Here is a 24868-nt window from a genome sequence, read left to right as displayed (position 1 = left end):
CGTGGAATACGACGCGATCACTCATTTCACCACCCAGGCGCTCACCCTGTGCCTGCTCGTGTCGTTGCCGCCGGTGGCGGTGGCGGCCGTGACCGGCCTGCTCATCGCGTTCCTGCAAGCGGTCACGTCATTGCAGGATTCGAGCATTTCGCAAAGCGTGAAACTGGTGGTGGTCACGGTCGTCATCGTGATCGCCGCGCCGTGGGGCGCGGCCGCGATCCAGAACTTCGCGCGCAACCTCGTGCAGGTGATGTTCACATGAGCATTTCACGCATAGGCGGCGGCTATACGCCGCCCGCCGATCTTTCCGCGGATGCCGATGCCGCCGCCCAGCAGCAGGCGGTGCAGGTCCCCGCGCCTCACCATCATGGGCATGGACTGTCGCGCGCCAAGCGTCAGTCGCTGAGAAAGCGACGCAGCGCCGAAAGCCCCGATGCGAACGACCCGGCCGCCGAGAGTGAAGAACTCTTGATGATGCTGGACCAGCATCTGAAACGAAGCGAAACCGGCCTGACCCGGGTCGAGGCGCGCGAGTCGGGCGGCAATCAGCATGCGTTCGATCAGGACGAGCATGCCGCGAGCGCGGGGCCAAACGACAAACGGGCACGTTCCGACGACACCCGCGACCTGCCAGCGCGCGCGCTGCCGATGCGCTTTGCACCGCGCATGGCGCGTGACGAAACGGCCTTGCTCAAGCACTGGCGCGCGGCCATTCATGGACCGGCACGCCTGCATACCGATCGAACCGGGGCGGCGCTCATCGGCGTGCAAACGGCGACGCGCATCGACGAACCGGCCCCGGCGGGCAAGGATGCCGCGCGTGCGAGCCCGACCTATGCCGTGCTCGCCATCGTCCGCGAATTCCTGCAGATGCCGGACGACAAACGCACCTCGCGCGCCACCCTCGCCCAGATACGCGACGAGCTCGTGTCCGCATCGACGCGAGCAGGACGTGAAACGCACAACGGCATGCGCGGGGCCGCTCAACGCCCGCTCTCCGCCGCGGAGGAATCGATGAATCTGCTGTTGCCCATCGCGCTGCTCAACCTCGGACGCAGCCGCACCCGCGCGGGCCGCGCGATGGGCATGTCCGCGCTTGCTGCACTGATCCGCCGCGGACGCGGATGGTGACGGCGGGCGCCATCCCGTCAATCACAATCGAAGAGGTTTCGTTCATGTCCAAAGAAATTCGCGTACTGACCGGCTTCCATGCCGGCGCTCAAATAGAGTTGAGTACAACAACGATGTCGATCGGCGCCAAACCCGATGCGGACATCCTGATCAACGACTGGAGCGAGTGCACTATGCAGTTGGCAATCGATGCGCAAGACAACGTGACGATCGGCGTGCCGGACGACGCCGACGTCATGTCGATGGACGACTTCATGCCGCGACGCTTCGGTGAAGTCGTGTTGTGCGCGGGCCCTGCCGACGCGCGCTGGCCGTCCGATCTGCAACTGATGGAGTCGATGCTGGCGGCGCATCACGAAGGGCGCAAGTACGACGGCGAAGCCAGCGACGGCGTGTTTCCGGCCGGCCCGCCCTCGACACCGATCGTCATGCGTGCGCGCCGCGCGCCGTGGGTGCATGCCGGCGTCGCGGCCTTGCTGATCGGTTCGATGGGCGCCGCCGCCGTGGTGTTGCCGGCCGGCAAGACGACGCTCGCCGCCGACCGGCCGCAAGCGCGCGCCACGCTCGCCGACGTGCAACAGGCGCTCGCGCAGCTGCACCAGCCGGATATCACGGTGACGCGGCAAGCGGACGGCTTTCTCGTGACGGGCATCGCATCGAACACCGCCGACGCCCGCCGAACGCGCGCCGCGCTTCAGGCACTCGCGGGCAACCGCCTGAACTGGAGCGTGCGCTCCGGTGACGAGATCGCCGGGTCGCTCGCGGAATCGCTGCACGAAGCGAACGTGCGCGTGCGCTACGCCGGCGCAGGCCGCCTGGAAGTGACCGGCAGCGCGCGCCATCCCGGCGAAGTGAGCCAGGTGGTCGAGCGGTTTCGCGGCGACATGGCGCCGCTCGTCGAGCGCATCGACGTGGACGTGACGCGCACCGACGATCTGCGAGTCGCCGGCGACATCGATTCGGTGTTGTCCGCGGACAGCGTGAAATACGTGGAATCGAGCGACGGCACCAAGAATTTCATGGCCGAACTGCCCAGCAACACCACCCTTCATTGAGGATGACCAACATGTACGAAGCGATGACCGACAAACTGATCGACGTGCTTGCCGATCTGCCGCAAGCCGTGGCGCAGCCCCATCGTCAGGGGGAAGTGCGCGAACTGGCGGACGCACTCGATACGGTGGCCAACACCGTGGCATCGCGCTCGACCGATACGGGCAGCACGGAAGCCCAGGCCGGACGTGTCGTCGTAGACGGATTTCGCGCCGCGGCGCAGTTGTGCCGCAGCGCGATGTAGCAGTGCGCGTGCAGCGCGGCGCACCTGATACACGCGGTGCGCTGCACGCGAGCAGTCGTGCGCAGCCCAGCGGGCACGCACTTTTTCCCCGACGTTCCGCATGGGGCGGAATGTTTAGATGCCGTACCAACTGTCTCTTTCGAGGATATTCATCATGAGTGCACCTGTTTCCAGCGCAGCAGCAACCGGCAGCTCCGTTTCCGAGATCTATCAGGCAATGGCTGAAGAAAACGAAATCAACAAGGCCAACACGCTCGCGAAGATTGCGACGATGGGTCTGAAGGCCGCGAAGGACATCGTCGGCTAAGCGCTCCGGCGCGCCATCCGGCCGCGCATGGTGCGCCGGTTGGGAACCGTCCGCGGTTCCTGACCGGCTTTTTTTTTGCTCCACGGCGTGGGCTTACACGCCGGACATAGGCTCGTGAAGCGATTCGACCATAGCGATGAGTATCGAAAGACGTGATGAACTGATCCGCGAGATTTGCGAACTGCGCGACATGCCCGCGCCGGACGCCGCGCTCGAACGCGGTGTGCTGGAGATCGACGGCTTCGACGCGGCGATCGACCATTTCGAGGAAGATCCGGACGCGCTGTACATGACGTTCCAGTTCGGCATCGTCACGGCGGGGCGCACGTTGCGCGTGTTTCGCCTGTTGCTGGAGGCGAATCTCGCCGTCTACGCGCAGGACCAGGCGCAGCTCGGCCTGGAGGCGGATACCGGCGCGATCGTGCTGATCGCGCGCGTGGCGTTGAGCGAGGAAATCACGGGGCAGTGGATGCTGGAGCTGATCGAGCACTATGTCGAGCATGGCCGCTACTGGCGGGACAACATCTTCGTCGCGCGAGACGACATGTTCGAGAATCTCGCGCGTGGCGATTACGTGTGGATCCGCGCATGAACCCTTTTTTCAACGGAGAATGAAATGACGCAAGTCAGCCACAATCACAGCACGACCAGCAATCCGTCGACCCACAAGACGGACGACAAGGACACGAAGAGCAAGGACAAGAAAGACGACCAGGGAGGCAGTCAGAGCGACCTGGATGCGGCGATCCAGGCTTTCGGCTCGCAGGTGATGATGCAGATCTTCCAGGACCAGCAGGAACGCCGGGCGGAGGACCGCGAGGAGGACGAGGACGCCGCCTGAGCGCGTGAGCGCGGGCCGCTCGCGTCATGTGTCGTGACGCGGCGACCCGCCGGCGCCGGCCGCCTCGACAGGCGAGGCGCGACGCAAGCGGACGGCCGCTACGCCGCCGTCACGACGAACTGCGCGGAGGAATCGCACGCGCGCTCGAGCAGCGTTGCGTCGCCAGCGCGCCGCGTGCCGCCCTGCCCCAGGCTTGCCGGCAACCTGTCGAACCCCGGCTGCGCGCCAGCGTCGAAGCCGGACTGCGCCGCCTGAGCGACATCGAGCTTGTAGCCGAGCGCATACACGGTCTTCAGATTCAGCTCGGCGGTGCGCGATAGCTGCAGCTTCTTGCGCAGCTTGTAGATGTGCTGCTCCAGCGTGCGCGCGGCGATCTGCTCCGTCGCACCCCACACGCCGGCTGCGATCTGCGCGCGGCTAAGAAATTTTCCGGGGTTCGAAAAGAACATCCAGGCGATGGAGAACTCGCGCGCTGTCAGCGCAATCTCGACGCCGTCGATCGTCGCGAGACCGAGGTCGCGCTGAAGCACATAGCGGCCGATCTGGATCTGATGCGTGACGGTATCGGAAAAACGCCGCTGCAACGCCAGGTGGACGCGAAAGCGGATCTGCTCCATGTCGAAGCGATTCACGACGTCGGTCGCGCCCGCATCGATCCAACGCAACAGACCCGACCAGCTCGACTGGTTCGTCAATACGATCACGGGCGTGCAGACATCGGCATTGCAGTCGCGCCACGACAGCAACGCGCTGGTTGGCGTCGGCTCGGTCTTGGCGTCGATCAGCACCAGGTCATAACGGTTCGCACGCATTGCGCGCAGCAAATCGAGTTCATTCGAGAACGACTCGATGACGACCCCGTCTCCGGCAAAGGCTTCAGAAACAGTCCGTCGAAGCAGCCGGTCGTCAGTTGCAATGGCAAATAGCAGGTTATTGTTCACGGCGGTTCGCATCCAAAAAAGCATCCACGCTTCTCGATTCCAGCCGTCACCCCTCCAGCGGAGACGGCGGCGTTTCCCCAAAGCACAACTTTTTATTGCCTCGCTCGTCTGGTCGTCGTGGTTTTAGTCAATGGCCTTAGCGGCGCGATGCAAGACCCATTGCATTGCGCCACCGGCATTGATCGTATCGAGCGAGGTCTCTCTCTCCGTTAGTGCATCGGGAGCACGCGGTGGATGCGCATGACGCGGATATTTTCATGCGAGGCGCCGGAACTCGATTCGCGAGCCGAGGCATCTTCCGACAACTCTCGTGAATTGCGTGCCATTCCACGCGATACAGTCATGAACCGGCTGGCGCGGCGTCATGCGAAAAAAATCACGGCCTTTATGGCGACTGAAAGTCTCTTGTAGTGTTGATGACCGTTGCCTTACGCCACGCGAACCACGAATCCGTCACGACGGCTGCGCAATAGTGGATTCCGCTGTTGATGCACACGCATGCTTACTGTTCCGGATTGCCAAGCGAGTCCGTCCTGGATGCGCCGCTGTCCGCCAGCAAATGACGTCGCGTGAGCCAATCGATGTTGTGCCGGCCCGGCTCGTCCGCCGCACGCGTTTGCACATGCGCGGCACGCGGCGGCATCGAGGTCTTGCCTGCTGACGCCGCGGCGCTCGCCGGACGTCGCGGCAGCAACAGCGCGCCGGGCGCGGTCAGGCTGCGGGCAACCGGCCTCGGGCTGACGCCTGCCCTCGGCAGCGTGGCCGTGTCCGCGCTGGAACGGGTTCCGTGGAAGAAACGCGAAAGACGGTTGATCGTCATAGAACCCTCGCAATGGAGCCTGTCACTTGAAGCGGTATTGAAGCCTGACTGAAGCCGTATTGAACGATTCGCCAGGCACCGCGCCGCCATTGCCTTGCGAAAAGCTGAACCCTTGCGCGAATGAACGCCCACGCCAACGTCCTTCACGACCGCGCAAATACTGGGACAACCATCGATACGCGCGCCTCGCGCAACAGGGTTCGCACGCGACCTCATGTTTTCGCGCCGCCGCTTCGAAGCCCATACGGAAGGCGATCACAATCGCGCCGTTCACCGGTACGTACCGGCACGCATTCGAGGAGACCGTCATGCACCACGCCAGCCGTTATCGTCCGCCGCTTGCGCGCCGCGCGCTGATCGCCGTCGCCGTCGACCTTGCGCTTGCGCTCGCCGCGCAATCCGCATGGGCCGACTGCTTCGACGACGCCGGGGCGTATCAGCGTGTCAATCCGATGGTGCTGCGCGCGATCGCATGGCAGGAGTCGCATAACCGGCCCAACGCGACGCATCTGAATGCAAACGGCTCGCTCGACTACGGCGTCATGCAGATCAACTCCATTCACCTGCGTGAACTGTCGCGCTACCACATCGATCGCGATGCGCTGATGCAGCCGTGCAAGAACGTGTACATCGCGGCCTGGCATCTGCGCGGCAAGATGGATAAATACGGCAACACGTGGGCCGCGATAGGGGCCTACCATTCGGAGACGCCCGCCGAGCGCGACGTGTACGCGCGCCATATCGCCGCGATTCTCGGGGGCTGGCATCAACTGCGGCAGCCCGAGCACGCCGCTCAAAAATGATGTCCCGAACCGGCCGGCGCCGCCGCGCGATTAAGCGCGCCTTTTGAGGTTTGCGCCGGCAGTTAGCGACGCGATTCATCAACAAGTCATATACTTCCCGATATCTGGAACGAGAAAACGACGCTCCACCTCCCTACAAAACGATTGCAATAATTTTCCGGCTATCAAGGCGGTATCCTCATACCCTGGCAAGCGCGGGCGCAAGCATGCAGGCCGCGCGGCAGCGTATTACGCGACCAGCCCTTGAATCCGCGCCTCGCTTGCCCGCATGACGCACAGCCGTTCTTCGGTTCGGCGTGCGAGAGTCAACGAGGAAAACAATGAGGAACGCTGATGGCGCCAACCCCAGCCCACGACACGCGCGTTTTCTGGTCCAGCTCCGCGGGCCGTTCGATGCCGGCTGTCATGCAGCGTCATGGGGCGCGGGCTTTACGGCCGCCCCATCTGATCGCGGACCCGTCGCCGGCGGTGGTGTTCGTCGATTGCGCCAGCGTCGAGGCCGGCGCGGAGATCGAGAAATTGCGCATCGAGAACGGCGACGAGCACTACCTGATTCCGGTGCTGCCCGAACGCTCGGCGGAGCGCATCGTCTCGCTGATCGCGCGGGGCGCCAACGATGCCGCCGACGACCTCGACCTGCTCGACCCCGAACCGATCATTGCGCGCGCTCTCGATCAAACCCGGCTGCTCTCCTTCGCGCGCGACGGCGCGGTTGATTTTCCCGCCTTGCAGCGTCACGCGGACGGGATGGTCTCCCCCGTCTTCTTCAAGGACGCGAACGGCATTTACACCGGCTGCAACCCCGTATTCGAAAACTTTCTGGGCCTGGATCGCGGCGGCATCCTCGGCAAGTCGGTCTATGACATCGCGCCCTCGGATCTGGCGCTCACCTATCACAAGGCCGATCTCGACCTCGCGTCCGAAGGCGGCACCCAGGTTTATACCGCCGGCGTGCGCCATGCGGCCGGCCTCGTGCGCACCGTGCGCTTCTATAAAGGCGTGGTTCATGACGACAGCGGGCGCATCACCGGCATCGTCGGCGCGATGCACGACATCGGCAACCAGCGCGGCCACGAAGCCGCGCGCCTGGAAATCGACGAAGTCACGCGGCACATGTCCGCGAATGCGTGGAAAAGCAACGGCTTCCCGTCGTCGGTCGATCATGACCGGCCCCTGCTCGATCGCATAGCGGCCGGCGATGCCTCCGCCCTCTCGCGTCTGTACCGGCTCTACCATCGGCGGCTCGCGCGCTTTCTGAACCGGCTCACGTGGAAGAACGAGGTGATCGACGAGATCGTCAACGATACCTTCATGATCGTGTGGCAAAAGGCGGGCGAGTTCCGCGGCGATTCGAACGTGTCCACATGGATCATCGGCATCGCGTATCGCTCCGCCCTGCGTTCGTTGCGCGATCAGCGCCGTTCGGAGTTCGAGCTGCTGGATGCCGATCACGCCGATACCCTGGTTCAGTACTGGCACGACCATGAGCTCTCCGACCTGCTCTCCAAGGCGCTCGATCTGTTGCCGGCCGAACAGCGCCTCGTGATGGCGCTGGCTTACGTTCTCGGGCATTCCGTCGAGGAGATTTCGCAGATCACGGCTTGCCCGGTGACGACGGTCAAGGCGCGCATGCATCGCGCGCGCGCCAAACTGCGGGAAACGATCGACATACTTGGCAAGGCCAAACGTAGCTGAACGCGGCGCGACATCGCCTGGAAACCGCAAGGCGGTGCTTGCGAGCGAAAGCGATCTCGATCCGCCTGACGGCGGCTGAATACCGCACCCTCTCCATCCTCCCTGCTCGCGGTGGCGCAATCGTCGTGGAAAACGTTCGCCCCAAGCCTTGTCGTTTCGGCGTCGTGTCAGCGCGGCCGATCGCGCCGCTTATGATGAGTCAGCACGCAATACGCCCCTGACCTTTCCATCGCGAACGACATGCTGAAACACGACAACCCGGAAGAGATTGACGCCGCCCGAGAAGGACGCTTCGCGCCGCTCACCTTTTCGAAGAGAGACGGGCTGCTCTACATGCACAACGGCGATGAATGGGACTCCACGTTCGGCTGCATGGTGCTGCGCCATCCCGCGTTTCTCTGGATGGAGTACCCGCAGAAAATGATGTCGTGGATGCTGTTCGCCGAGCGTTTTTACGAGCAGCCGCGTCTCATCGCGCAACTCGGATTGGGCGCCGGGGCGTTGGCCCGCTTCTGCCACGCGCGCTTTCCGCTCGCGCGTATCGAGGCTGTCGAGATCAATCCCGCGGTAATCGACGCATGCCGCGAGATGTTCCGCATGCCGCCCGAGGGCGAGCGCCTCGGCATCATCGAGGCTAATGCGCTGGACTATGTCAGCGCGCAAGAGCGTCGTGCATCGATCGACATCTTGCAGGTGGACCTTTATCTGAGCGAACGCGACGGGCCGGCGGGGCAAGGGCGCGCATTCTATCGGGCCTGTTGTGAAAGCCTCGCGGCGGACGGCATGATGACGATCAACATCTTCGGCCCGAATCTCGCGGCGCTGACGCGGCAAAACCTGCAATGGCTGTCCGAGCTATTCGACGCCGTTCTGCTGTTGCCGTGCGAGACCAATAACGTGCTCATCTGCTTCAAGCGCGCGCCGGTCATCGATATGCAGCAACTGAAAATGAAAGCCGCCGCGCTCGAAGCGTCCACTGGCATGCCCGCGTCTTCGTGGGTATTTTTTCGCCACGGCGGCGAAGCGCCGGATTGCGAAAAGGCATTGGAACTCGAGGCGGTGATCTAGGCGGGTTGCGCCACGCGCGCCAATGCGTCGGTCGATTCGCCAACCGGCGCAACGCAATCCAGCTTGTAGCCGAGCGCATAGACGGTCTTCAGATTCAAGCCCGATTCCGGCGACAAACGCAGCTTCTTGCGCAGCTTGTAGATGTGCTGCTCGATGGAGCGCGCGGCCACGTCCTCGCATGAACCCCACACGCCGCCGGCGATCTGCGCGCGCGTCACGAACTTGCCCGGATTCGAAAAGAACAGCCACGCCATCGTGAATTCGCGCGGCGTGAGCGGTATCTCGACGCCGTCGAGGGTCAGCACGCCGAGGTCTCTTCTCAACACGTAGCCGCCCAGCGTGACGGTGTCCGCCCCCGCCCGATGATTTTCACGCTGCAGCACGACATGGGCGCGCAGACGCGTCTGCTCCAGATCGAAGCGATACGCCACGTCCGTGGCGCCCGCGTTGATCCACCCCAGCATGGCCGTCCAGTTCGGGAACGGCGTGAGAACGATCACGGGCGTGCAGGCGGTCGCGTTGCAATTGCGCCATGACAGCAACGAATCGAGCAGCAATGAACCGTTCTTCGCGTCGATCAGCACGAGGTCGTAGGCGGTGGCGCGCATCGCACGCACGAGCGGCAGTTCGCCGTCAAACGATTCGACGGCGATCGAATCGGCGGCAAAACAGCCGGCCAGATCGCGAGTCAATAGGGGGTCTTCGGTCACTAGGGCGAATCGCATGTCTTCTCCTGGTCGGCCTGATGTCGATCAATCGTTCATACGGACGAGATGCAAAGTTCTCACTCCCGGTTCCGGTAAGTGTCGCTCCAAGCGAAACCGGATGCGCCCCGGCGCGGGCGATCCGCCCCGTTGCCCGGCACGCCGCCGCGCGGCACGGCCGCCGCATATCGCTGAACCCTCGCAGCCACGGTGCGTCGCGGCGCACGCGTCGGCGCGCCCTTACCGAACGTTCAGGATGTGCTGACACGAGAACCCGCGCTTCCTGACTCGAATTCTGGCGACCGCCCCGGCATGGTTGCAGCATCCGCATCACGTATCGCGGCGCCCCGGCAAATCTTTTGTTTCGTTCGCAACTTTGCTCGCGCTCGACGTCACTTACGGACATCTTTCCAATTTCACTCCGGCGGATTACGAGCACGACCTCATGTCACCTGACCCGATCGCCAAGAGCAGCGTCCCCTATGCCGCGCGCACCGTCGACGCGGACGACGCCGCGTTGCTCAAACGCGTCTCCGACGGAGACAAAGCCGCGCTGGCCGCGCTCTATCGCGAGTATCACCGCCGCCTTGCGCGCTTTCTCGGCCGCTTCACGCGGCGCGACGACATGATCGAGGAAGTCATCAACGACACCTTCATGATCGTCTGGCAGAAAGCGGGCGAATTTCGCAACGAGGCGCGCGTCTCCACGTGGCTCATGGGCATTGCTTATCGCGTCACGCTCAAGGCGCTGCGCCAGGGCAGCTTGCCGTCGGCGCCGCCGTCGCACGATCACGAGGGGCTGACGAGCGAGCCTTTCGTCGCGCACGAACTCATCGACTGGGTGACCAAGGGTCTTACCCGGCTCTCTCCCGAGCAGCGCGCCGTGATGGAGCTGGCCTACGTGATGGGCCACTCGCTCGAAGAGATCGCGGAGATCGCCGACTGCCCGGTCAGCACGGTGAAAGCGCGGATGTTTCACGCGCGGGTCAAATTGCGCAACCTCATGCCGGAGCTTGCCGGCCTTGCCGGGGACGGTCTATGAACATGTCAGGGAAAGGCGAACTCACTCATCTCCACGCGTGGGAACTGCTGCCGTGGATCGTCAACGGGCGCGCGTCGGAGGCCGACGAGCGCCTCGTCGGCGCACACGTGCGCGATTGCGAACAGTGTCGCGATGAACTGGCGGCGCAGCGCCGGCTGCACGCGGCCATGACGCCGCACGAGCATGCCGGGGATCTCGATATCGAGCGCGGTCTCGCGCGTTTGTGGGAGCGCTTCGACGAGGCCGAAGCGCCGGCCGCGCGCGGCGCGGCTTCCGCACCGCGGCGAAGCCGCATGGCGGCGCTGGCCGCCGGGCTCGCGGTGCTCGCGCTGCTGGAAGCGGGCGGACTCGCGATGCTCGGCATTCAGCATGACGACGTCGGCGCGCCGGCGAACTACCGCACGTTGTCCGAGCCCGCCGCCGCGACGCGCGCAACGATCCGGCTCGTCGCCGATCCGGCAATGCCGGTGGGCCGGTTGCAGGCGCTGCTCGCACCGCTGCATTTGCAGATCGTCGGCGGCCCCGGTGAAAACGGCGTCTATTCGCTTGCGCCGAGCGCCGGACATGCGGACGTTGCCGCGCAGTTGTCGGCGTTACGGGCGGCACCGCAAGTCCGCTTCGCGGAGCCTGTCGGCGGCGCCTGAGCAGTCACGCAGGGATAGCGCCCGGCACGCGCGGGCGCGGCGCTGTCCCGCGAATTCGCGGGTATCGACGGTTTCGGCTCAGGAAGCGGCATCAGCAAACGCGCATCGTCACCGCCTTCGAGACGATTTTTTTCGCCGGCTCCCCGAGATTTGTCCGGTCACCTTTATCGGTTAGGATTGGCACGACCCGGTAGCGGCGCATCGTCGTCGCGCCGGGTCATCCAGATGGCTTGACTTTACGGTCACCGTCCCCGATCCACCGGAACGTGAACGATCAATATGGAGTTGCGGCGTCCTTTGTCCCCGCCTTGTCGCGGGGCAGCCAGCTTGCCCGGCCTGATCCGATGCTGCGCGGTACTCGTCACGCTTGCCGTTTTATCCGCGCCGGCCGCGGCCATGAGCGACGATTGGCAGTTCGAGGCGGGACTCGCCACCGACAAGGTCACGCGCGGCATGGACATCAGCGACGGGCAGCCGTCAGTCAGCGCAGGGGCCAACTGGTATCCGGGCAACGGCTTCTTTGCGGGCGCGTCGGCGGGGTCGTTCCGGTTCGTCGGCTCGTCGGGCACGGGCGTGGAAACGGTGCTCAACGGCGGATACGGTTGGCGCCTGGCCGGCGACTGGAGCGCCCAGGCGATGCTGGGGCATTACCAGTTCATCCGCGGGGCGCACACAACGCGCTTCAACTACGACGAACTGGTGCTGACCGCGGGCTGGCGCGACTCCGTATTCGCATCCGTCGCGCTCTCGCCGAACACCGGCTTCGGGCCGTCGCCGAGTTCGCGCGCCGTCGCCTACGATCTGGTCGGCCGCCTGCCGCTCGTGCACGGCTGGACCGCGACGGCCGGCATCGGTTACTACGATCTGCACTCGGTGCTCGGCATCGGCTACGTCTACGGCAACGTCGGACTGACTTACCAGTATCGCGCGTGGCAATTCGACGTGTCGTATATCGCCACCAACAACGAAGCCAAGGCGCACCTCGGACCGGGCGCATCCAATCGCTGGATCGCCGATGCAATCTGGCATTTCTGAGCGGCGGCGTAACTTTTTACACGACGACGCGCACCTACGGCTATTTCCATCATGAATCGAGTTGCCATGACGCCCAAGGACCGCTCCGCCCCGCACCCGCCGTACGACGCGAGCCCGGCAGCGAACGGCGACGAGCGCGGCACGTGGGCCGCCCTGGCGCGGCGCACGCTGCTCTGCTGGCTGTCCCTGTGCGCCGCGTTCGCGATGTCCGCCTGCGCGCTCGTGCCCGCGACGCCCGACCCCGCTGTCGCGACGCAGCAGATGAAGGCGCGTCCCGAACGGATGATCGTGCTGGCCGTCGCCAATCCGCCCGAAACGCTGATGCTGCGCGCCGGCTCGACCGCGGCCGGATACGGCGCGGCCGGCGGCTATTCGCCGAGCGGCAGCGCGCGGGCGCAAGTCGCGGCGCTCGCGCGGCAATACGGCTTGCGTGAGGTGTCGGCCTGGCCGATCCCGTCGCTGAAGGTGCATTGCGCGATGCTGGAGATCATCGGCGATACGCCGCGCGAGGAAGTCGTCGCGCGGCTCGCCGCCGATTCCCGCGTCAGCCTCGCGCAGCCGTTGCAGACCTTCGACTTGCTCGCCGACGCGCCAGCCGGCAACAACGACTACACCGACTTGCAACAGGGCTTCCGCGAAATCGGCGCGGGCGCGGCGCAAAAGGTCACACGCGGCGATTCGGTGCGGGTCGCGGTGATCGACACCGGCGTCGACACCACCCATCCCGATCTGCACGACCGCATTGTCTCGACACGCAATTTCGTTGACGAGGACTGGACGCAATTCAATCGCGACCTGCACGGCACCGCGGTCGCGGGCGTCATCGCGGCGGATCGCGCGGGCGGCGCGGACGGCAAGGCCGGCATCGAAGGCGTCGCGCCGCACGCGAAACTGATCGCGGTCAAGGCCTGCTGGCAAGCGGACAATCGCAGCGGACCTTCGCGCTGCAATTCGTTCACGCTCGCCGAGGCGATCCAGTCGGCGCTCGAAGCGCATGCACAGATCATCAATCTGAGCCTGGGCGGGCCGAAGGATCCGCTGCTCACTCAACTGATCGAACTGTCGGTGAGAAAAGGAGTGATCGTGGTGGGCGCGGTGCTGCCGGACGGCAACCTCAAGGCGTTTCCGGTCGGCGTGCCGGGCGTGATCGCGGTGGACTCCGCACGCGCGTCGGCACGCGCGACGAATGGCCCCGCCTCCGATTCCACCGCGCGCGTGCTCTACGCGCCCGGCCACGACATCCTGACGCTCACGCCCGGCGGACATTACGACTTTGTCTCGGGCTCGTCGTTCGCGACAGCGAATGTGACGGGCACCATCGCGTTGCTGCTCGGCTTGCAGCCCAACCTCGACGCGCGCTCGATCGAAACGTTGCTCGACCAGACGAGCGGTCCGAGCCGGCAGCATGTCCGGGTCATCAACGCATGCCGGGCGGTCGAGGCGCTTCGTCACACGTGCGTGGAGGCGGCCCGTTGAACGGGAACGCGGCGATGCGGCGACCCCGGCGACGCGGCGTTGGTTAATCCTCGCGAAGGCGCTCTTCACGCAAGCGATCGGCGCGCAATCGGTCCGAACGTAGCCGCTCTTCGCGCAGGCGATCCGAGCGCAACCGCTCGGAACGTAAGCGCTCGGAGCGCAGGCGTTCCTCGCGTAGCTGTTCTTCCCGGTGACGTTCGGCCCGCACATTGTCGTCGTGGGTGCTGACGCGCAGCAAGCTCGCGCAGTCGTCAGCCGTTGAACAAGGCTGTGAAAACGCATTCGCGGAGGCGAGCAACAATGCGCAAGCAACGCCCGCGGTCAGGTTGAGTGAACGCAGCAGCAACATTCCGAATCCCGCTCACGGTTGAAAAAAACCATCCTCGTACCGATGGCCCATCCGCACCGCGCCGATAGCGAATCGGGTTGGCGCGAGACGAAACGCTTTTCTCACCGCGTGAAATGAACCTGCTGCTCAAGCTCGACCAAAGCGATCAAAGCGCCTCGACCAGATCCTTGCGCCGCGTCTGACAATACGCCGAGCACGCAAGCTGCGCCGCATTCGCGGCGGCATGAATCATCGGACTCGCGTCCACCGGCTTGCAAATCGACACGATGATCGGCGGCGGCACGGGTTTGAGCGGCAACTCGATGAATTCGCCGCTCTGCAAGGCCTCCGCGACGAACAGGCCCGGAATGGCGGCGACGCCATAGCCGTCGCGCACCAGTTGAACGATCGCGGCGACCGACGGCGAGCAGGTGATGCGCGTTTGCCCGGCCGGCATGCCGAGCTGCTGCGCGAGCGCATGAACGATGCTTTCGAGCGCGACTTGCGGCGCGGTGCCGCGCCCAAAGGTCAGCACCGGACGCTCCAGCACACGCAGCGCGAGCCCTTCGGCGCGTTTCGACAGCAAGCCCCGTTTCGCGATCCAGCGAACCGGATAACTGGCGATCGCGCGGGAGACGATCTTCGTGCTGTCGATGCCCTCGACCCGTATCACGAGGTCGAGATCGCCGCTCAGGAGACGCCGTTGCAGCACCGAACTCGAATCGACGGTCAGGTCCACTTCGAGCCGCGGAAAGCTCGCGTTCAACTGCGTGACGTAGTGCGCGAGCCAGCTATGCACGACCGTTTCGATGACGCCCAACCGCAGCTTGCCGCCGACCACGACTTCCTGGCCCGCCGCCTCCCGCAATGCGCGCGCCGCGTTGACGACGTTCTTCGCGGGCCCGAGCAGATTCTGGCCCGAGGGCGTCAGCCGGAAGCCCGTTGTCGAACGGTCGACGAGTTCGGTCTTGAGCTCGTCCTCCAATGAGCGGATGCGCAGCGAAATCGTCGCCGGGGTCGCGTGCAGCACGCGCGCCGTCGCTCGAAAGCTTTCGAGTTGAGCGAGCGTCACGAAGGTTTCGAGAAAGCGCGTGTTCATGGGGCAGGTCTGAAGATTGGCGGATTTTTTTATTGTTTCCGGCTTGCAGTATGCCTTAACAAAAAGCGCCGTTTATACGAAACCGGCCGCTTTTGTGGCCGGTATGACGAAACGACGCGAGGTATTCGCCATGCATTGAAACGCCTCGACCTTGTCCACCCATATTGCCCGTTCATCAATGCTTTCGGGGCGACAAGCAGGCGCTTGCCGCGACGCGCCCCCAAGCATCCGCTACGTAAAAACCCGCACGAAACCGTTAAGAAAACCTGAACGCCAGCGGCACGAATAACTCGCTGGCGCAGCTATTTTGTTGGTCCTACTCTGCACCCCATCGCACTCACGAACGGAATCGCCGTCATGCCGCACACCTTTCGCCAGCAAGTTCGCAGCAAGGAATTTTCAGGGCCCACGGCCGGTTATTGCGGCGACTTCGCGCAAGCCAACCTCGCCATTCTGCCGAGCGCCTACGCCGAGGACTTCATGCGCTTCTGCCTGCGCAATCCGAAAGCCTGCCCGCTGCTCGGCGTCGGCGAACCGGGGCAATTCGATCTGCCGATGCTGGGCCGCGACCTCGATATCCGCACCGACGTGCCCGGCTACAACGTCTATCGCGACGGCGTGTTGTGCGAGCAGCCCGCCGATATCCGCGACGTATGGCGCGACGATCTGGTCGTATTCGCGATCGGCTGCTCGTTCTCGTTCGAGCAGATGCTCGCGCGCGAACGCATTCCGCTGCGCCACGTGGATGAAGGCGTCAACGTGCCGATGTACCGCACCCACGTCGCGAACCAGGCGGCGGGCCGGTTCGGCGGCCGGCTCGTCGTCTCCATGCGGCCGATGAGCGGCGCCCACGCGATTCGCGCCGTGCAGATCACGAGCCGCTTTCCGGCGGTGCATGGCGCGCCGGTGCATATCGGCAACCCCGCCGTGCTCGGTATCGAGGATCTGTCGAGCCCGGATTTCGGCGATCCGGTATCGATCCATGAACACGAACTGCCGGTCTTCTGGGCCTGCGGCGTGACGCCTCAAAGCGCCATTGAAAGCGCGCGGCTGCCGTTCGCGATCGCGCATCGTCCTGGCCACATGCTGGTCACCGACATCCCCAACGCATCGCTCGCGGTGTTCTGACGCATCTCAGGAGAAACGCATGACTACGGAAGCGCAATACGCAAGCACGCCCGCCGACGACGCAACGGCGGACACCACCGCGAGCCGCGGCATGTTCGGCTGGTATCGGCACACCAACGCGAGCGAGCGGCGGGCATTCTGGAGCTGCAAGGTCGGCTATGCGCTCGATGCGATGGACACGCAATTCCTCAGCTTCGTGATTCCGACGCTGATCGCGACCTGGAGTCTCACCAAGGGCGAAGCCGGCCTGATCGGCACGGTCACGCTGCTGACCTCGGCGCTCGGCGGCTGGGTCGCGGGCATTCTTTCCGACCGCATCGGCCGGGTCAAGACGCTGCAGATCACCATCGTCTGGTTCGCGTTTTTCACGCTGCTGTGCGCGTTCGCGCAGAACTACAGCCAGCTTCTGATCGCGCGCGGCTTGATGGGCTTCGGCTTCGGCGGTGAATGGACCGCGGGCGCGGTGCTGATCGGCGAGGTGATCCGGCCGCGCGATCGCGGCAAGGCGGTCGGCATGGTGCAGGCGGGCTGGGCGATTGGCTGGGCGGCGTCGGCGGGACTCTATACGCTGGTGTTTTCGCTGCTGCCCGGCGATATCGCATGGCGCGCGTTGTTCGCGCTCGGCGTGTTGCCCGCGCCGTTCGTGATCTTCATCCGCCGTTTCGTCGAGGAACCGGAAGTTCATCTGCAACAGAAGCAGCGTGACGCCGAAGCCGGCAACACGAGTTCGTTCTTCGAGATCTTCGGCCCCGGCGTCTGGCTGACGACGCTGCGCACCGCGATCCTCGCCACCGGCACGCAAGGCGGCTACTACGCGATCACCACCTGGCTGCCCACTTACCTCAAGACCGAACAGCACCTGAGCGTGGTGGGCACGGGCGGCTATCTCGCGGTCATCATCGCCGGCTCGTATGCGGGCTACCTGTGCGGCGCTTTTCTCAGCGACCGCTTTGGCCGCAAGCTGAACTTCATCGCGTTCTCGATCGCCTCGATGGCGATCGCTCTCGTCTATACCCGCGTGCCGATGAGCAACGCGCTGCTGCTCGTGCTCGGCTTTCCGCTCGGCTTCTTCGCCTCGGGCATCTTCGCCGGGATGGGCGCGTTCATGACCGAACTCTTCCCCACGCGGATTCGCGGTTCGGGCCAAGGCTTTTGCTACAACTTCGGCCGCGCGGTCGGCGCGACCTTCCCGTTTCTGATCGGTTTCGTCGCGCAAAAAATGGCGCTCGGCGTCGCGATCGGCACCTTCGCTGCGGCCGCCTACGGCGTCGTGATTCTCGCGGCGCTGACGCTGCCCGAAACGCGCGGCGCGCAACTCGAATCGTGAGCACCTCAACATTCACCGGAGAACTCTTCTGATGACACATCAAGCCGACACTCAGCTACCGCGTGATCGCCGCTGGCAATTCTGGATCGACCGCGGCGGCACGTTCACCGACATCGTCGCGCGCCGCCCCGATGGACAGATCGTCACGCACAAGGTGCTGTCGGAGAATCCCGAGCGATATCGCGATTCGGCGGTGCAAGGCATTCGCGATCTGCTGGGCGTCGCGGCCCGCGAGCCCGTGCCCGCGCATCTGATCGACAGCGTGCGAATGGGCACGACGGTCGCCACCAACGCCCTGCTCGAACGCAAGGGCGCGCCCACGGTGCTGGCGATCACGAAGGGTTTCGCCGACGCCTTGCGAATCGCGTATCAGAGCCGTCCGAAGCTGTTCGTGCGCGACATCGAATTGCCGACGCTGCTGTATCAGCGCGTGGTGGAAATCGACGAGCGGATCGGCGCGCGCGGCGAAGTGGTGCGCGAACTGGATACGGAGCAGGCTTACGCGGCATTGCGGCAGGCGTATGAGAGCGGCATCCGTTCCTGCGCGATCGTGCTGATGCACGGTTACCGGTACGCCGAACACGAACGCAAGCTCAAGGAAATCGCACAGGACATCGGCTATACGCAAATCTCCGTGAGCCACGAGGTCAGCCCGCTGATGAAGCTGGTGTCGCGCGGCGACACGACCGTCGTGGATGCGTATCTGTCGCCGATTCTGCGCCACTACGTTCAGCAGGTGGAAAGCGATCTGGGCGCGGTGCCGCTGCAATTCATGCAGAGCAACGGCGGCCTCACCGACGCTCACCGCTTCCAGGGCAAGGACGCCATCCTGTCCGGTCCCGCGGGCGGGATCGTGGGCGCGGCGCAAGTGTCGAAGCTCGCGGGCTTCGAGTCGATCATCGGCTTCGACATGGGCGGCACCTCGACCGATGTGACGCACTATGCGGGCGAATACGAGCGCGAGTTCGCCACCGAAGTGGCGGGCGTTCGCATCCGCGCCCCGATGATGAAAATCCACACCGTCGCGGCGGGCGGCGGCTCGATTTGCAGCTTCGACGGCGCGCGCTTGCGTGTGGGCCCGGAGAGCGCCGGCGCGAATCCGGGGCCGGCGTCGTATCGGCGCGGCGGCCCGCTGACCGTCACCGATTGCAACGTGATGACCGGCAAGATCAGCGCGCAGTTTTTCCCTCACGTGTTCGGACCGGAAGGCAACTTGCCGCTGGATGCCGCCGTCGTGCAGCGCAAGTTTGCCGACGTCGCGGCGCAGGTCGAAAAGGCGACCGGCGCGCAACGAACGCCGGAAGAAATCGCCGAGGGCTTTCTGAAGATCGCCGTGGAGAACATGGCGAATGCGATCAAGCAGATCTCGGTGCAGCGCGGCTACGACGTGACCCGGTACACGCTCGCCTGCTTCGGTGGCGCGGGCGGTCAGCACGCGTGCCTCGTCGCGGACGCGCTCGGCATGACGCGCGTGTTCATCCACCCGCTCGCGGGCGTGCTGTCGGCGTATGGCATGGGTCTCGCCGACGTGCGCGCGCTGCGTCAGCAAGCCGTCGAAACGCGGCTCGACGGCACGTCGCTCGCCGCTTGCGAGGACGCGTTCGCGCCGCTGGAAAGCGCCGCGCAAGACGAAGTCGCGCAGCAGCGCATCGCGAAAGACTGCATCACGCTGCGCCGCACGCTTCACGTGAAATACGACGGCACCGACACCGCGCTCGAAATCGAATTCAGCAACGACGCGCCCGCGATCGTCGCGACGTTCGAGCGTCTGTACCGCGCGCGTTACGGTTTCCTGATGCCGAACAAGGCGCTGGTGATCGAAGCCGTCGCCGTCGAAGCGATCGGCCAGGCGCACGAGGCCGAGGACGAACATTGGCCGCTCGCCGAGGGTGCTTCCGCGAATCCCGAACCGCTCGCCATGACACGCGTGTTTTCCGGCGGCGAGTGGCACGACACGCCCGTGTTCGACCGCGAATCGCTCGCGCCCGGCGCGAGTATCGACGGCCCGGCCATCGTCAGCGAAAAGACCGGGACGACCGTGATCGAGCCGGGCTGGCAAGTCGAGGTCAGCCGGCACAATCACCTGGTGGTCAACCGCACGAGCGCGCTCGTGAACCGTCATGCGATCGGCACCGAAGCCGATCCGGTGTTGCTCGAGGTGTTCAACAACCTGTTCATGTCGATCGCCGAGCAGATGGGCGTGACGCTGGCGAACACGTCGTACTCGGTCAACATCAAGGAACGCCTCGACTTCTCGTGCGCGCTGTTCGACGCCGACGGCAACCTGATCGCCAACGCGCCGCACATGCCGGTCCATCTCGGCTCGATGGGCGAAAGCGTGCAGACGATCATCGAGCGGCGCGCGGGCACCATGCAATCCGGCGATGTCTACGTGCTCAACGCGCCGTATGGCGGCGGCACGCATCTGCCGGACGTGACGGTGGTCATGCCGGTTTTCGTCGAGGACCATGCGACGCCGACGTTCTACGTCGCGGCGCGCGGGCATCATGCGGATATCGGCGGCATTTCGCCGGGCTCGATGCCGCCCGACTCGACGCACGTCGATCAGGAAGGCGTGCTGCTCGATAACGTGCAACTGGTCGCGCAGGGCCGCTTTCTCGAAGGCGAAATGCGCGAGTTGCTGACCTCGGGCCGCTATCCGGTTCGCAACGTCGAACAGAACATGGCGGATTTGCGGGCACAGGTCGCGGCGTGCACGAAGGGCGCGCAGGAGCTTGACCGCATGTGCGGGCAGTTCGGACTCGACGTGGTGCAGGCGTACATGCGGCACGTGCAGGACAACGCCGAAGAAGTCGTGCGGCGCACGCTGTCGGTGCTCAAGGACGGACGCTTCGAATACGAACTTGACGACGGCGCGAAGATCGTCGTCGCGGTGTCGATCGACCGCGACGCGCGCTCGGCGGTGATCGATTTCGCAGGCACGAGCGAACAGCAGCCGAACAATTACAACGCGCCCTCCGCGATCTGCAAGGCGGCCGTGCTGTATGTGTTCCGCACACTCGTCGACGACGACATTCCGCTCAACGCCGGTTGTCTGAAGCCGCTGGACATTCGCATTCCCGCAGGCTCGATGCTCAACCCGCGCTATCCGGCCGCGGTGGTGGCCGGCAACGTCGAGACGTCGCAGGTCGTGACCGATGCGCTCTACGGCGCGCTCGGCGTGATGGCGGGCGCCCAGGGCACGATGAACAACTTCACGTTCGGCAACGAGCAGTACCAGTACTACGAGACCATCTGCGGGGGCTCGGGCGCGAGTGCGTCGGCGGCGGGTTGCAGCGCCGTGCAGACGCACATGACCAACTCGCGGCTCACCGATCCCGAAGTGCTCGAATGGCGCTTCCCGGTTCGCCTCGACGACTTCCGCGTGCGTCACGGCAGCGGCGGCGCGGGGCAATGGCGAGGCGGCGACGGCACCGAGCGGCGCGTCCGCTTTCTCGAACCGATGACCGCCGTCATCCTGTCGAATCGTAGGCGCGTTGCGCCGTTCGGCATGGCGGGCGGATCGCCGGGCAAGGTCGGCGTGAACTGGGTCGAACGAGCCGGTTCGGCGGAGCGTGAAACCTTCGGCGCGCGTCATCAGGTGCAGATGAAGGCCGGCGATGTTTTCGTGATTCAGACGCCTGGCGGTGGCGGATATGGAGCGGCGTCCGAGGTCGAATAAGTCGCGGCCTGCATCCAGCCTCGCACCTTGCGAGGCTGGGTTTGGCGCTTTCGCTGGGCAACCATGAATTTCGGCTGGCTCGGCGCTTGCGCGATGTCATCGCGGTACGGTGAGCGTCTTCGAACGCGGGCAGCATGCCCGCCATGCGGACACGCCCACCATGATTCCTCGCTCTACTCCCGCATCGCCCATCTCGCCCACCTCGACGGACGCGGCCGCGTCGGCTTCCGAAGAGAGCCGCCGCACTGCCGCCGCCACCAGCACCGCGGGCATGAGCGACACACCCGGCGTATCGCGCTCGCACGCATCCGCGCGCGCGGGCTCGCTGGCAGCGTTGCCGGAAGCGCGCACGCGCCGCCCCTCCGGCTCGCCGCCACCGAGGCGCTCCCCCCCTCCGTCGACCCGTGCGCTCGCGGAGCAGCTTCGCGCGATGTGGCCCGCCGAAACGTCATCGGCCGCGCATGGCATGGCGCAATCCGGCGACGCCTCGCCGGATGATGTCAGCGACGCCGAATCGGATTCCAGTGACGACTTCTCCGTGCTCGTCAACGCCGATCCGAACGAACGTACCCGGCGCTTGCACCGCCTGTCCGAAGTCGGCAAGCGATCGAATTCGCCGGCCGATGTCGCGGCGCTCGTCCGCGACGCGCAGGCCTTGCGATCGATTGCAGCCACGCACCACCCGATTACCTCCGCGACACGGTTTAGCAAAGAGTTCGTACCGGCCGACGACAACTTCAAAAGCAACTTCTCTCTGCTCGGCCGAGCCGTGGTGCAATGCGAGGATGCCGCGCGGGCCTGGCAGGCGGCGGCGGATCATTACCAGGCGGCAGTCGAGGTCGCCAGCAAAATCAGCCTGCCCGTTCGGGACATCGCTCGCCTGAACGAGGCGGTCGAGGAGTGCGATGCTCATGTCGCGCGGCTCGACATCAAAGGGGACGTGCTGCGCGGCATTCTTTGCGTGAAGCGCGAGCAAACCCCGTTCGGCGAAGGCTACGTGCGCGCGCTGGAACTGACCATCGAGCCGCTGCGCCGCGCACTCGCGCGCTGCGGGACAGAGGAACTGGCCGCACTGCCGTTGCATGACGCGCCGATCGAAGGCCTCGACGTGGAACTGCGCAACATCGGCGCCAGCGCGCATGATCTGTCCACGGCGATACACCGCCTTGCGCAACAACCGGCCGCACCGCCTCCGCATGATCCATCTGTCGAGGGCGTGGACGTGGAACTGCCCAGCATCGACGCAGACGGGCGTGCTCCACCGCCTGCAACGGAGCGCCGCGTCACCGCGCTGCTGAAGGCGAGTCCGAACCAACGTGAGGCGTTGCGGGCGAGACTCCTCGCTCGCTGTGCCGAACTGGAAAAGCTCACGGGTGACCTGACGTTGGCGCTGCGAGGCGAGTTCGTACAGGCGCCGGTTGTGGAGGCGGTTGTGGAGGCTGTCGCGGAGACGGTTGCCGCGGAGCCGGTTGCGGAGCCAATCGCTCCCGAGCAGGAAGCCGCCGTGGAAGCCATCATGGCCGAACCGCCCGAGGTTGCGCGGCTTGTCGCATTGCAAACCGGCCTCGCGCCGCTCCTCGCGCGCGCCGAAGGCGCGACCCTCTCGGCGAGCGCAAATCACGAGGCCGCGGCGCAGTCTGTCGACAGCGCTCTTGAGGCGATCGTCGCGTGGCATGACGCCGCCGAAGCCTACGACGACGCGGCCCATACATTCGATAGCGCGACCGCGGAATGGTCCCCCGAAGCGCGCGAGACGCCCGAACCGCAGGCGCTCCATGCGCAAATTCGCCAGGGTCGCGCCACGGCCATCACGCAGATGCAGACGGCGGTTGGCGCGGCATTCGCGACCCTGTGGCGCGATATTCCGCAGGTACTCACGGGAAGCCGCGGTGGAATCGGCATCGGCGAACCGCGAGCGATAACGGGCGGATCAGCCGAGCCGTTCATCGAGGACCTGGCGGGCCGCTGCCGTGCACTGCTCGCGTTGGCCGAAGACTCGGCTTTCCTTCGACGAGCGACCGATATCGACGTGGAACGGTTAAGCACGCCCTTTGCGGCACTGGCCGATTTTCTCGACGCGACGAAAAACCGCCCCGCTGACATGCATCGGTTGATGTCCACGGCGGACCGCATCCAACAGGCAGCCGGACTCGCGCGAGGCGCGCTCACCAACGCGGCATCCGCGTTGAACGATACGTTTCGTGCATTCTTGAACTTGTGTTCCGCGCTCAGAACAGAGCTGATCCGAGCCGCATACGCCACTCAGCAGGCCGACGTAAAATCGCTTTGCGTTCGCGTGGCAACCGAGCGGCAAAGCGGAGCGGCGCGTCTCCAGGACATCCTCGGCGAACTTCCTGACCTGCTGCGCGACGACGCGCCCGCGAGCGCCATCGCGAACCCTGGCGATGACGCGCAATTCATCGGTCTTGCACGATCCTTGGCCAGTCGGGTGGATGCCTATCGCGAGACCGTGCTCCAGTTGCCCCCGGATGCGCCGGAAACGATGGTGCACGAGCGGGCGAATACCGTGCTGATGCTGAGCGGTCTCGCCATGTCCTGCCGCCTCACGGCTGACCTGACCGAGTGTTACGGCGAAGCGCGAGAAGCCATCGGCAACGCGCCCTTGTCCCGGCGCGCAAAAGTGACTCACGGCTTTGCCGAGCGCGCACGCGCGGCCGGTGTGAATGCGGGCGCGGTGTTGGGTCAATGCGCGACGCTGAGGCTGGACCTGGGCGCCGGCACGGCGGACCAACTGGCCCAGATTCTCGGCTCCCTGGCATCGCGCAGCGAGCGCCAGGCGGAATGCATGCGACTGAGCTTCGATGTGCTGGGCCGGTTCGCGGATATGCATAACCGCGTGCACAATCTTGCCGGACGTCCGGCGCGGGATGCCGGCAGCTATAAATTCCAAAGCGATGCGTTGGTCAGCCTCAATGAGGACACCGTCGGCAAGATTCGCGAGGTCCATGCAAGACTGACGGAGCAGATCGACGCCTCAAAAGACCAGCCCGGCATGGCCGGCGGAGCCCGGGTGGAGCAGCATGTCGTCGACCAGCTCGCGAACAGCCTCGAATGGCGCGCGACGCTGGAAGTCGACACGGCGCAACGTCAGTGGATGCGCGTCACTCTGGATGCGCTGAAGGCCGTCGTCATGGACACGGGCAGCAACCTGCCGGAGGACGCCAACGATTTGCTCGACCTGCTCAACGAGGACCTCTCCATCAGCACGCAAGGTTTGCTTTACTACGCCACGGAAACGGGCGACAAGGATAGATGCAGGGCGTTGATGCAAGAAAACGTCGCGCTGGGACGGGGGGTGCAGCAATGCAGGGAGCAACTGGAATCGCGGCAGGAAGCGCAACGCGCTCGCCATGCGGCGCGCGAAGCGGCGGCGCAGCAGCCGTCGGCGGCGGCGGCGGGGCCGTCGCAGCCTGGCAAGCGCAAGGGCAATAAAGGCAAGGCGAAGCGCAAGTGAGATGCGGGGGGCGGTCGCCTCGCAC

General features: G+C 65.1%; 24 protein-coding genes. 18 read left to right on the top strand and 6 right to left on the bottom strand.

Annotated elements, in window-relative coordinates:
- The first annotated feature begins 1 nt into the window (after position 1).
- The 7 genes from sctS (at position 2) to ACOCG7_RS02160 (ending at position 3576) form a co-directional block, all read left to right on the top strand.
- Complete coding sequence (gene sctS / locus ACOCG7_RS02190) at positions 2-262, top strand: type III secretion system export apparatus subunit SctS (RefSeq protein ID WP_073431576.1); 261 nt, start codon at positions 2-4, stop codon at positions 260-262.
- Entirely contained in the window at positions 259-1131 is an 873-nt protein-coding gene (locus ACOCG7_RS02185; RefSeq protein ID WP_083082855.1) for a hypothetical protein, read from the top strand. Before sctS ends, ACOCG7_RS02185 begins: the two co-directional genes overlap by 4 nt.
- A 44-nt stretch (positions 1132-1175) precedes the next feature.
- Positions 1176-2186 (top strand): HrpD5 family protein, encoded by a 1011-nt coding sequence (gene hrpD5, locus ACOCG7_RS02180; protein WP_143031994.1) that lies wholly within the window; start codon positions 1176-1178, stop codon positions 2184-2186.
- Positions 2187-2197: 11 nt separating this feature from the next.
- Positions 2198-2428 carry a hypothetical protein gene (locus ACOCG7_RS02175; RefSeq protein ID WP_143031993.1) on the top strand — a complete coding sequence of 77 codons (231 nt, stop codon included), beginning with the start codon at positions 2198-2200 and terminating at the stop codon, positions 2426-2428.
- 154 nt (positions 2429-2582) lie between these two features.
- Complete coding sequence (locus ACOCG7_RS02170; RefSeq protein ID WP_167363307.1) at positions 2583-2735, top strand: hypothetical protein; 153 nt, start codon at positions 2583-2585, stop codon at positions 2733-2735.
- Between the two features lie 136 nt (positions 2736-2871).
- Positions 2872-3327, top strand: coding sequence for a CesT family type III secretion system chaperone (locus tag ACOCG7_RS02165; RefSeq protein ID WP_073431580.1), 456 nt, complete (start codon positions 2872-2874; stop codon positions 3325-3327).
- Positions 3328-3351: 24 nt separating this feature from the next.
- The gene (locus ACOCG7_RS02160; protein ID WP_083082857.1) at positions 3352-3576 is read left to right on the top strand and encodes a hypothetical protein; all 225 of its coding nucleotides are present in this window, start codon (positions 3352-3354) and stop codon (positions 3574-3576) included.
- 98 nt (positions 3577-3674) lie between these two features.
- On the opposite strand, the gene ACOCG7_RS02155 is transcribed toward ACOCG7_RS02160, so the two are convergent.
- Together ACOCG7_RS02155 and ACOCG7_RS02150 are read right to left on the bottom strand one after the other, a co-directional pair.
- A complete protein-coding gene (locus ACOCG7_RS02155; RefSeq protein WP_193615225.1) occupies positions 3675-4517 on the bottom strand; it encodes a response regulator transcription factor in 843 nt (280 codons plus the stop codon).
- Between the two features lie 502 nt (positions 4518-5019).
- A complete protein-coding gene (locus ACOCG7_RS02150; RefSeq protein ID WP_083082860.1) occupies positions 5020-5337 on the bottom strand; it encodes a hypothetical protein in 318 nt (105 codons plus the stop codon).
- A 308-nt stretch (positions 5338-5645) separates the two neighbouring features.
- Here ACOCG7_RS02150 and ACOCG7_RS02145 point away from each other — a divergent pair, with 308 nt between their 5' ends.
- From ACOCG7_RS02145 to ACOCG7_RS02135, 3 genes are all read left to right on the top strand, one after another.
- Positions 5646-6140, top strand: a complete 495-nt coding sequence (locus tag ACOCG7_RS02145) for a lytic transglycosylase domain-containing protein (RefSeq protein ID WP_421376650.1) — start codon at positions 5646-5648, stop codon at positions 6138-6140.
- 333 nt (positions 6141-6473) lie between these two features.
- Positions 6474-7835 (top strand): RNA polymerase sigma factor, encoded by a 1362-nt coding sequence (locus ACOCG7_RS02140; protein ID WP_083082864.1) that lies wholly within the window; start codon positions 6474-6476, stop codon positions 7833-7835.
- 240 nt (positions 7836-8075) lie between these two features.
- The gene (locus tag ACOCG7_RS02135; protein ID WP_083082866.1) at positions 8076-8903 is read left to right on the top strand and encodes a hypothetical protein; all 828 of its coding nucleotides are present in this window, start codon (positions 8076-8078) and stop codon (positions 8901-8903) included.
- Here ACOCG7_RS02135 and ACOCG7_RS02130 read toward each other — a convergent pair.
- On the bottom strand, positions 8900-9628 hold the full coding sequence (locus tag ACOCG7_RS02130) for a response regulator transcription factor (protein WP_310122446.1): 729 nt from the start codon (positions 9626-9628) through the stop codon (positions 8900-8902). The two genes, ACOCG7_RS02135 and ACOCG7_RS02130, sit on opposite strands and share 4 nt — an antisense overlap.
- Positions 9629-10052: 424 nt before the next feature.
- Here ACOCG7_RS02130 and ACOCG7_RS02125 point away from each other — a divergent pair, with 424 nt between their 5' ends.
- The 4 genes from ACOCG7_RS02125 to ACOCG7_RS02110 all read left to right on the top strand — a co-directional run bounded on the left by ACOCG7_RS02125 (position 10053) and on the right by ACOCG7_RS02110 (position 13804).
- A complete protein-coding gene (locus tag ACOCG7_RS02125) occupies positions 10053-10649 on the top strand; it encodes an RNA polymerase sigma factor (RefSeq protein WP_083083097.1) in 597 nt (198 codons plus the stop codon).
- The gene (locus tag ACOCG7_RS02120; protein ID WP_083082869.1) at positions 10646-11293 is read left to right on the top strand and encodes a hypothetical protein; all 648 of its coding nucleotides are present in this window, start codon (positions 10646-10648) and stop codon (positions 11291-11293) included. The genes ACOCG7_RS02125 and ACOCG7_RS02120 overlap by 4 nt, the downstream gene beginning before the upstream one ends.
- 279 nt (positions 11294-11572) lie before the next feature.
- Positions 11573-12328 (top strand): TorF family putative porin, encoded by a 756-nt coding sequence (locus ACOCG7_RS02115; RefSeq protein ID WP_114163953.1) that lies wholly within the window; start codon positions 11573-11575, stop codon positions 12326-12328.
- 66 nt (positions 12329-12394) lie between these two features.
- Positions 12395-13804, top strand: coding sequence for a S8 family peptidase (locus ACOCG7_RS02110; protein ID WP_421376646.1), 1410 nt, complete (start codon positions 12395-12397; stop codon positions 13802-13804).
- Positions 13805-13847: 43 nt separating this feature from the next.
- Here the strand turns inward: ACOCG7_RS02110 and ACOCG7_RS02105 are convergent, their stop codons facing one another.
- Positions 13848-14153, bottom strand: a complete 306-nt coding sequence (locus ACOCG7_RS02105) for a hypothetical protein (RefSeq protein ID WP_073428659.1) — start codon at positions 14151-14153, stop codon at positions 13848-13850.
- A gap of 145 nt (positions 14154-14298) precedes the next feature.
- Positions 14299-15231: a LysR family transcriptional regulator gene (locus tag ACOCG7_RS02100; protein WP_073428660.1), complete on the bottom strand. Its 933-nt coding sequence runs from the start codon at positions 15229-15231 to the stop codon at positions 14299-14301.
- Positions 15232-15588: 357 nt separating this feature from the next.
- Here ACOCG7_RS02100 and ACOCG7_RS02095 point away from each other — a divergent pair, with 357 nt between their 5' ends.
- From ACOCG7_RS02095 to ACOCG7_RS02085, 3 genes are read left to right on the top strand one after another with little or no spacing between them, the layout of a single operon-like run.
- Positions 15589-16359, top strand: a complete 771-nt coding sequence (locus tag ACOCG7_RS02095; protein ID WP_073428661.1) for a putative hydro-lyase — start codon at positions 15589-15591, stop codon at positions 16357-16359.
- Positions 16360-16378: 19 nt separating this feature from the next.
- Complete coding sequence (locus ACOCG7_RS02090; protein ID WP_083082261.1) at positions 16379-17686, top strand: MFS transporter; 1308 nt, start codon at positions 16379-16381, stop codon at positions 17684-17686.
- A gap of 31 nt (positions 17687-17717) precedes the next feature.
- Positions 17718-21368: a hydantoinase B/oxoprolinase family protein gene (locus ACOCG7_RS02085; protein WP_083082258.1), complete on the top strand. Its 3651-nt coding sequence runs from the start codon at positions 17718-17720 to the stop codon at positions 21366-21368.
- Between the two features lie 96 nt (positions 21369-21464).
- Here ACOCG7_RS02085 and ACOCG7_RS02080 read toward each other — a convergent pair whose 3' ends face one another.
- Entirely contained in the window at positions 21465-21719 is a 255-nt protein-coding gene (locus ACOCG7_RS02080; protein ID WP_083082256.1) for a hypothetical protein, read from the bottom strand.
- Between the two features lie 79 nt (positions 21720-21798).
- On the opposite strand from ACOCG7_RS02080, the gene ACOCG7_RS02075 reads away from it, so the two are divergent.
- Positions 21799-24843: a hypothetical protein gene (locus ACOCG7_RS02075; RefSeq protein ID WP_083082254.1), complete on the top strand. Its 3045-nt coding sequence runs from the start codon at positions 21799-21801 to the stop codon at positions 24841-24843.
- Positions 24844-24868: the final 25 nt, after the last annotated feature.

This window comes from Paraburkholderia sp. DD10 (assembly GCF_049177125.1).
GTDB lineage: Bacteria > Pseudomonadota > Gammaproteobacteria > Burkholderiales > Burkholderiaceae > Paraburkholderia > Paraburkholderia terricola.
Note: the sequence above shows the minus strand (reverse complement) of the source record. Positions and strands in the feature narration are given on the sequence as shown.

Coding starts and splice junctions, on each gene's coding strand:
- ACOCG7_RS02185 (WP_083082855.1), top strand. CDS start 259: ATGAGCATTTCACGCATAGGCGGCGGCTATACGCCGCCCGCCGATCTT.
- hrpD5 (WP_143031994.1), top strand. CDS start 1,176: ATGTCCAAAGAAATTCGCGTACTGACCGGCTTCCATGCCGGCGCTCAA.
- ACOCG7_RS02175 (WP_143031993.1), top strand. CDS start 2,198: ATGTACGAAGCGATGACCGACAAACTGATCGACGTGCTTGCCGATCTG.
- ACOCG7_RS02170 (WP_167363307.1), top strand. CDS start 2,583: ATGAGTGCACCTGTTTCCAGCGCAGCAGCAACCGGCAGCTCCGTTTCC.
- ACOCG7_RS02165 (WP_073431580.1), top strand. CDS start 2,872: ATGAGTATCGAAAGACGTGATGAACTGATCCGCGAGATTTGCGAACTG.
- ACOCG7_RS02160 (WP_083082857.1), top strand. CDS start 3,352: ATGACGCAAGTCAGCCACAATCACAGCACGACCAGCAATCCGTCGACC.
- ACOCG7_RS02150 (WP_083082860.1), bottom strand. CDS start 5,337: ATGACGATCAACCGTCTTTCGCGTTTCTTCCACGGAACCCGTTCCAGC.
- ACOCG7_RS02145 (WP_421376650.1), top strand. CDS start 5,646: ATGCACCACGCCAGCCGTTATCGTCCGCCGCTTGCGCGCCGCGCGCTG.
- ACOCG7_RS02140 (WP_083082864.1), top strand. CDS start 6,474: ATGGCGCCAACCCCAGCCCACGACACGCGCGTTTTCTGGTCCAGCTCC.
- ACOCG7_RS02135 (WP_083082866.1), top strand. CDS start 8,076: ATGCTGAAACACGACAACCCGGAAGAGATTGACGCCGCCCGAGAAGGA.
- ACOCG7_RS02130 (WP_310122446.1), bottom strand. CDS start 9,628: ATGCGATTCGCCCTAGTGACCGAAGACCCCCTATTGACTCGCGATCTG.
- ACOCG7_RS02125 (WP_083083097.1), top strand. CDS start 10,053: ATGTCACCTGACCCGATCGCCAAGAGCAGCGTCCCCTATGCCGCGCGC.
- ACOCG7_RS02120 (WP_083082869.1), top strand. CDS start 10,646: ATGAACATGTCAGGGAAAGGCGAACTCACTCATCTCCACGCGTGGGAA.
- ACOCG7_RS02115 (WP_114163953.1), top strand. CDS start 11,573: ATGGAGTTGCGGCGTCCTTTGTCCCCGCCTTGTCGCGGGGCAGCCAGC.
- ACOCG7_RS02110 (WP_421376646.1), top strand. CDS start 12,395: ATGACGCCCAAGGACCGCTCCGCCCCGCACCCGCCGTACGACGCGAGC.
- ACOCG7_RS02105 (WP_073428659.1), bottom strand. CDS start 14,153: ATGTTGCTGCTGCGTTCACTCAACCTGACCGCGGGCGTTGCTTGCGCA.
- ACOCG7_RS02100 (WP_073428660.1), bottom strand. CDS start 15,231: ATGAACACGCGCTTTCTCGAAACCTTCGTGACGCTCGCTCAACTCGAA.
- ACOCG7_RS02095 (WP_073428661.1), top strand. CDS start 15,589: ATGCCGCACACCTTTCGCCAGCAAGTTCGCAGCAAGGAATTTTCAGGG.
- ACOCG7_RS02090 (WP_083082261.1), top strand. CDS start 16,379: ATGACTACGGAAGCGCAATACGCAAGCACGCCCGCCGACGACGCAACG.
- ACOCG7_RS02085 (WP_083082258.1), top strand. CDS start 17,718: ATGACACATCAAGCCGACACTCAGCTACCGCGTGATCGCCGCTGGCAA.
- ACOCG7_RS02075 (WP_083082254.1), top strand. CDS start 21,799: ATGTGGCCCGCCGAAACGTCATCGGCCGCGCATGGCATGGCGCAATCC.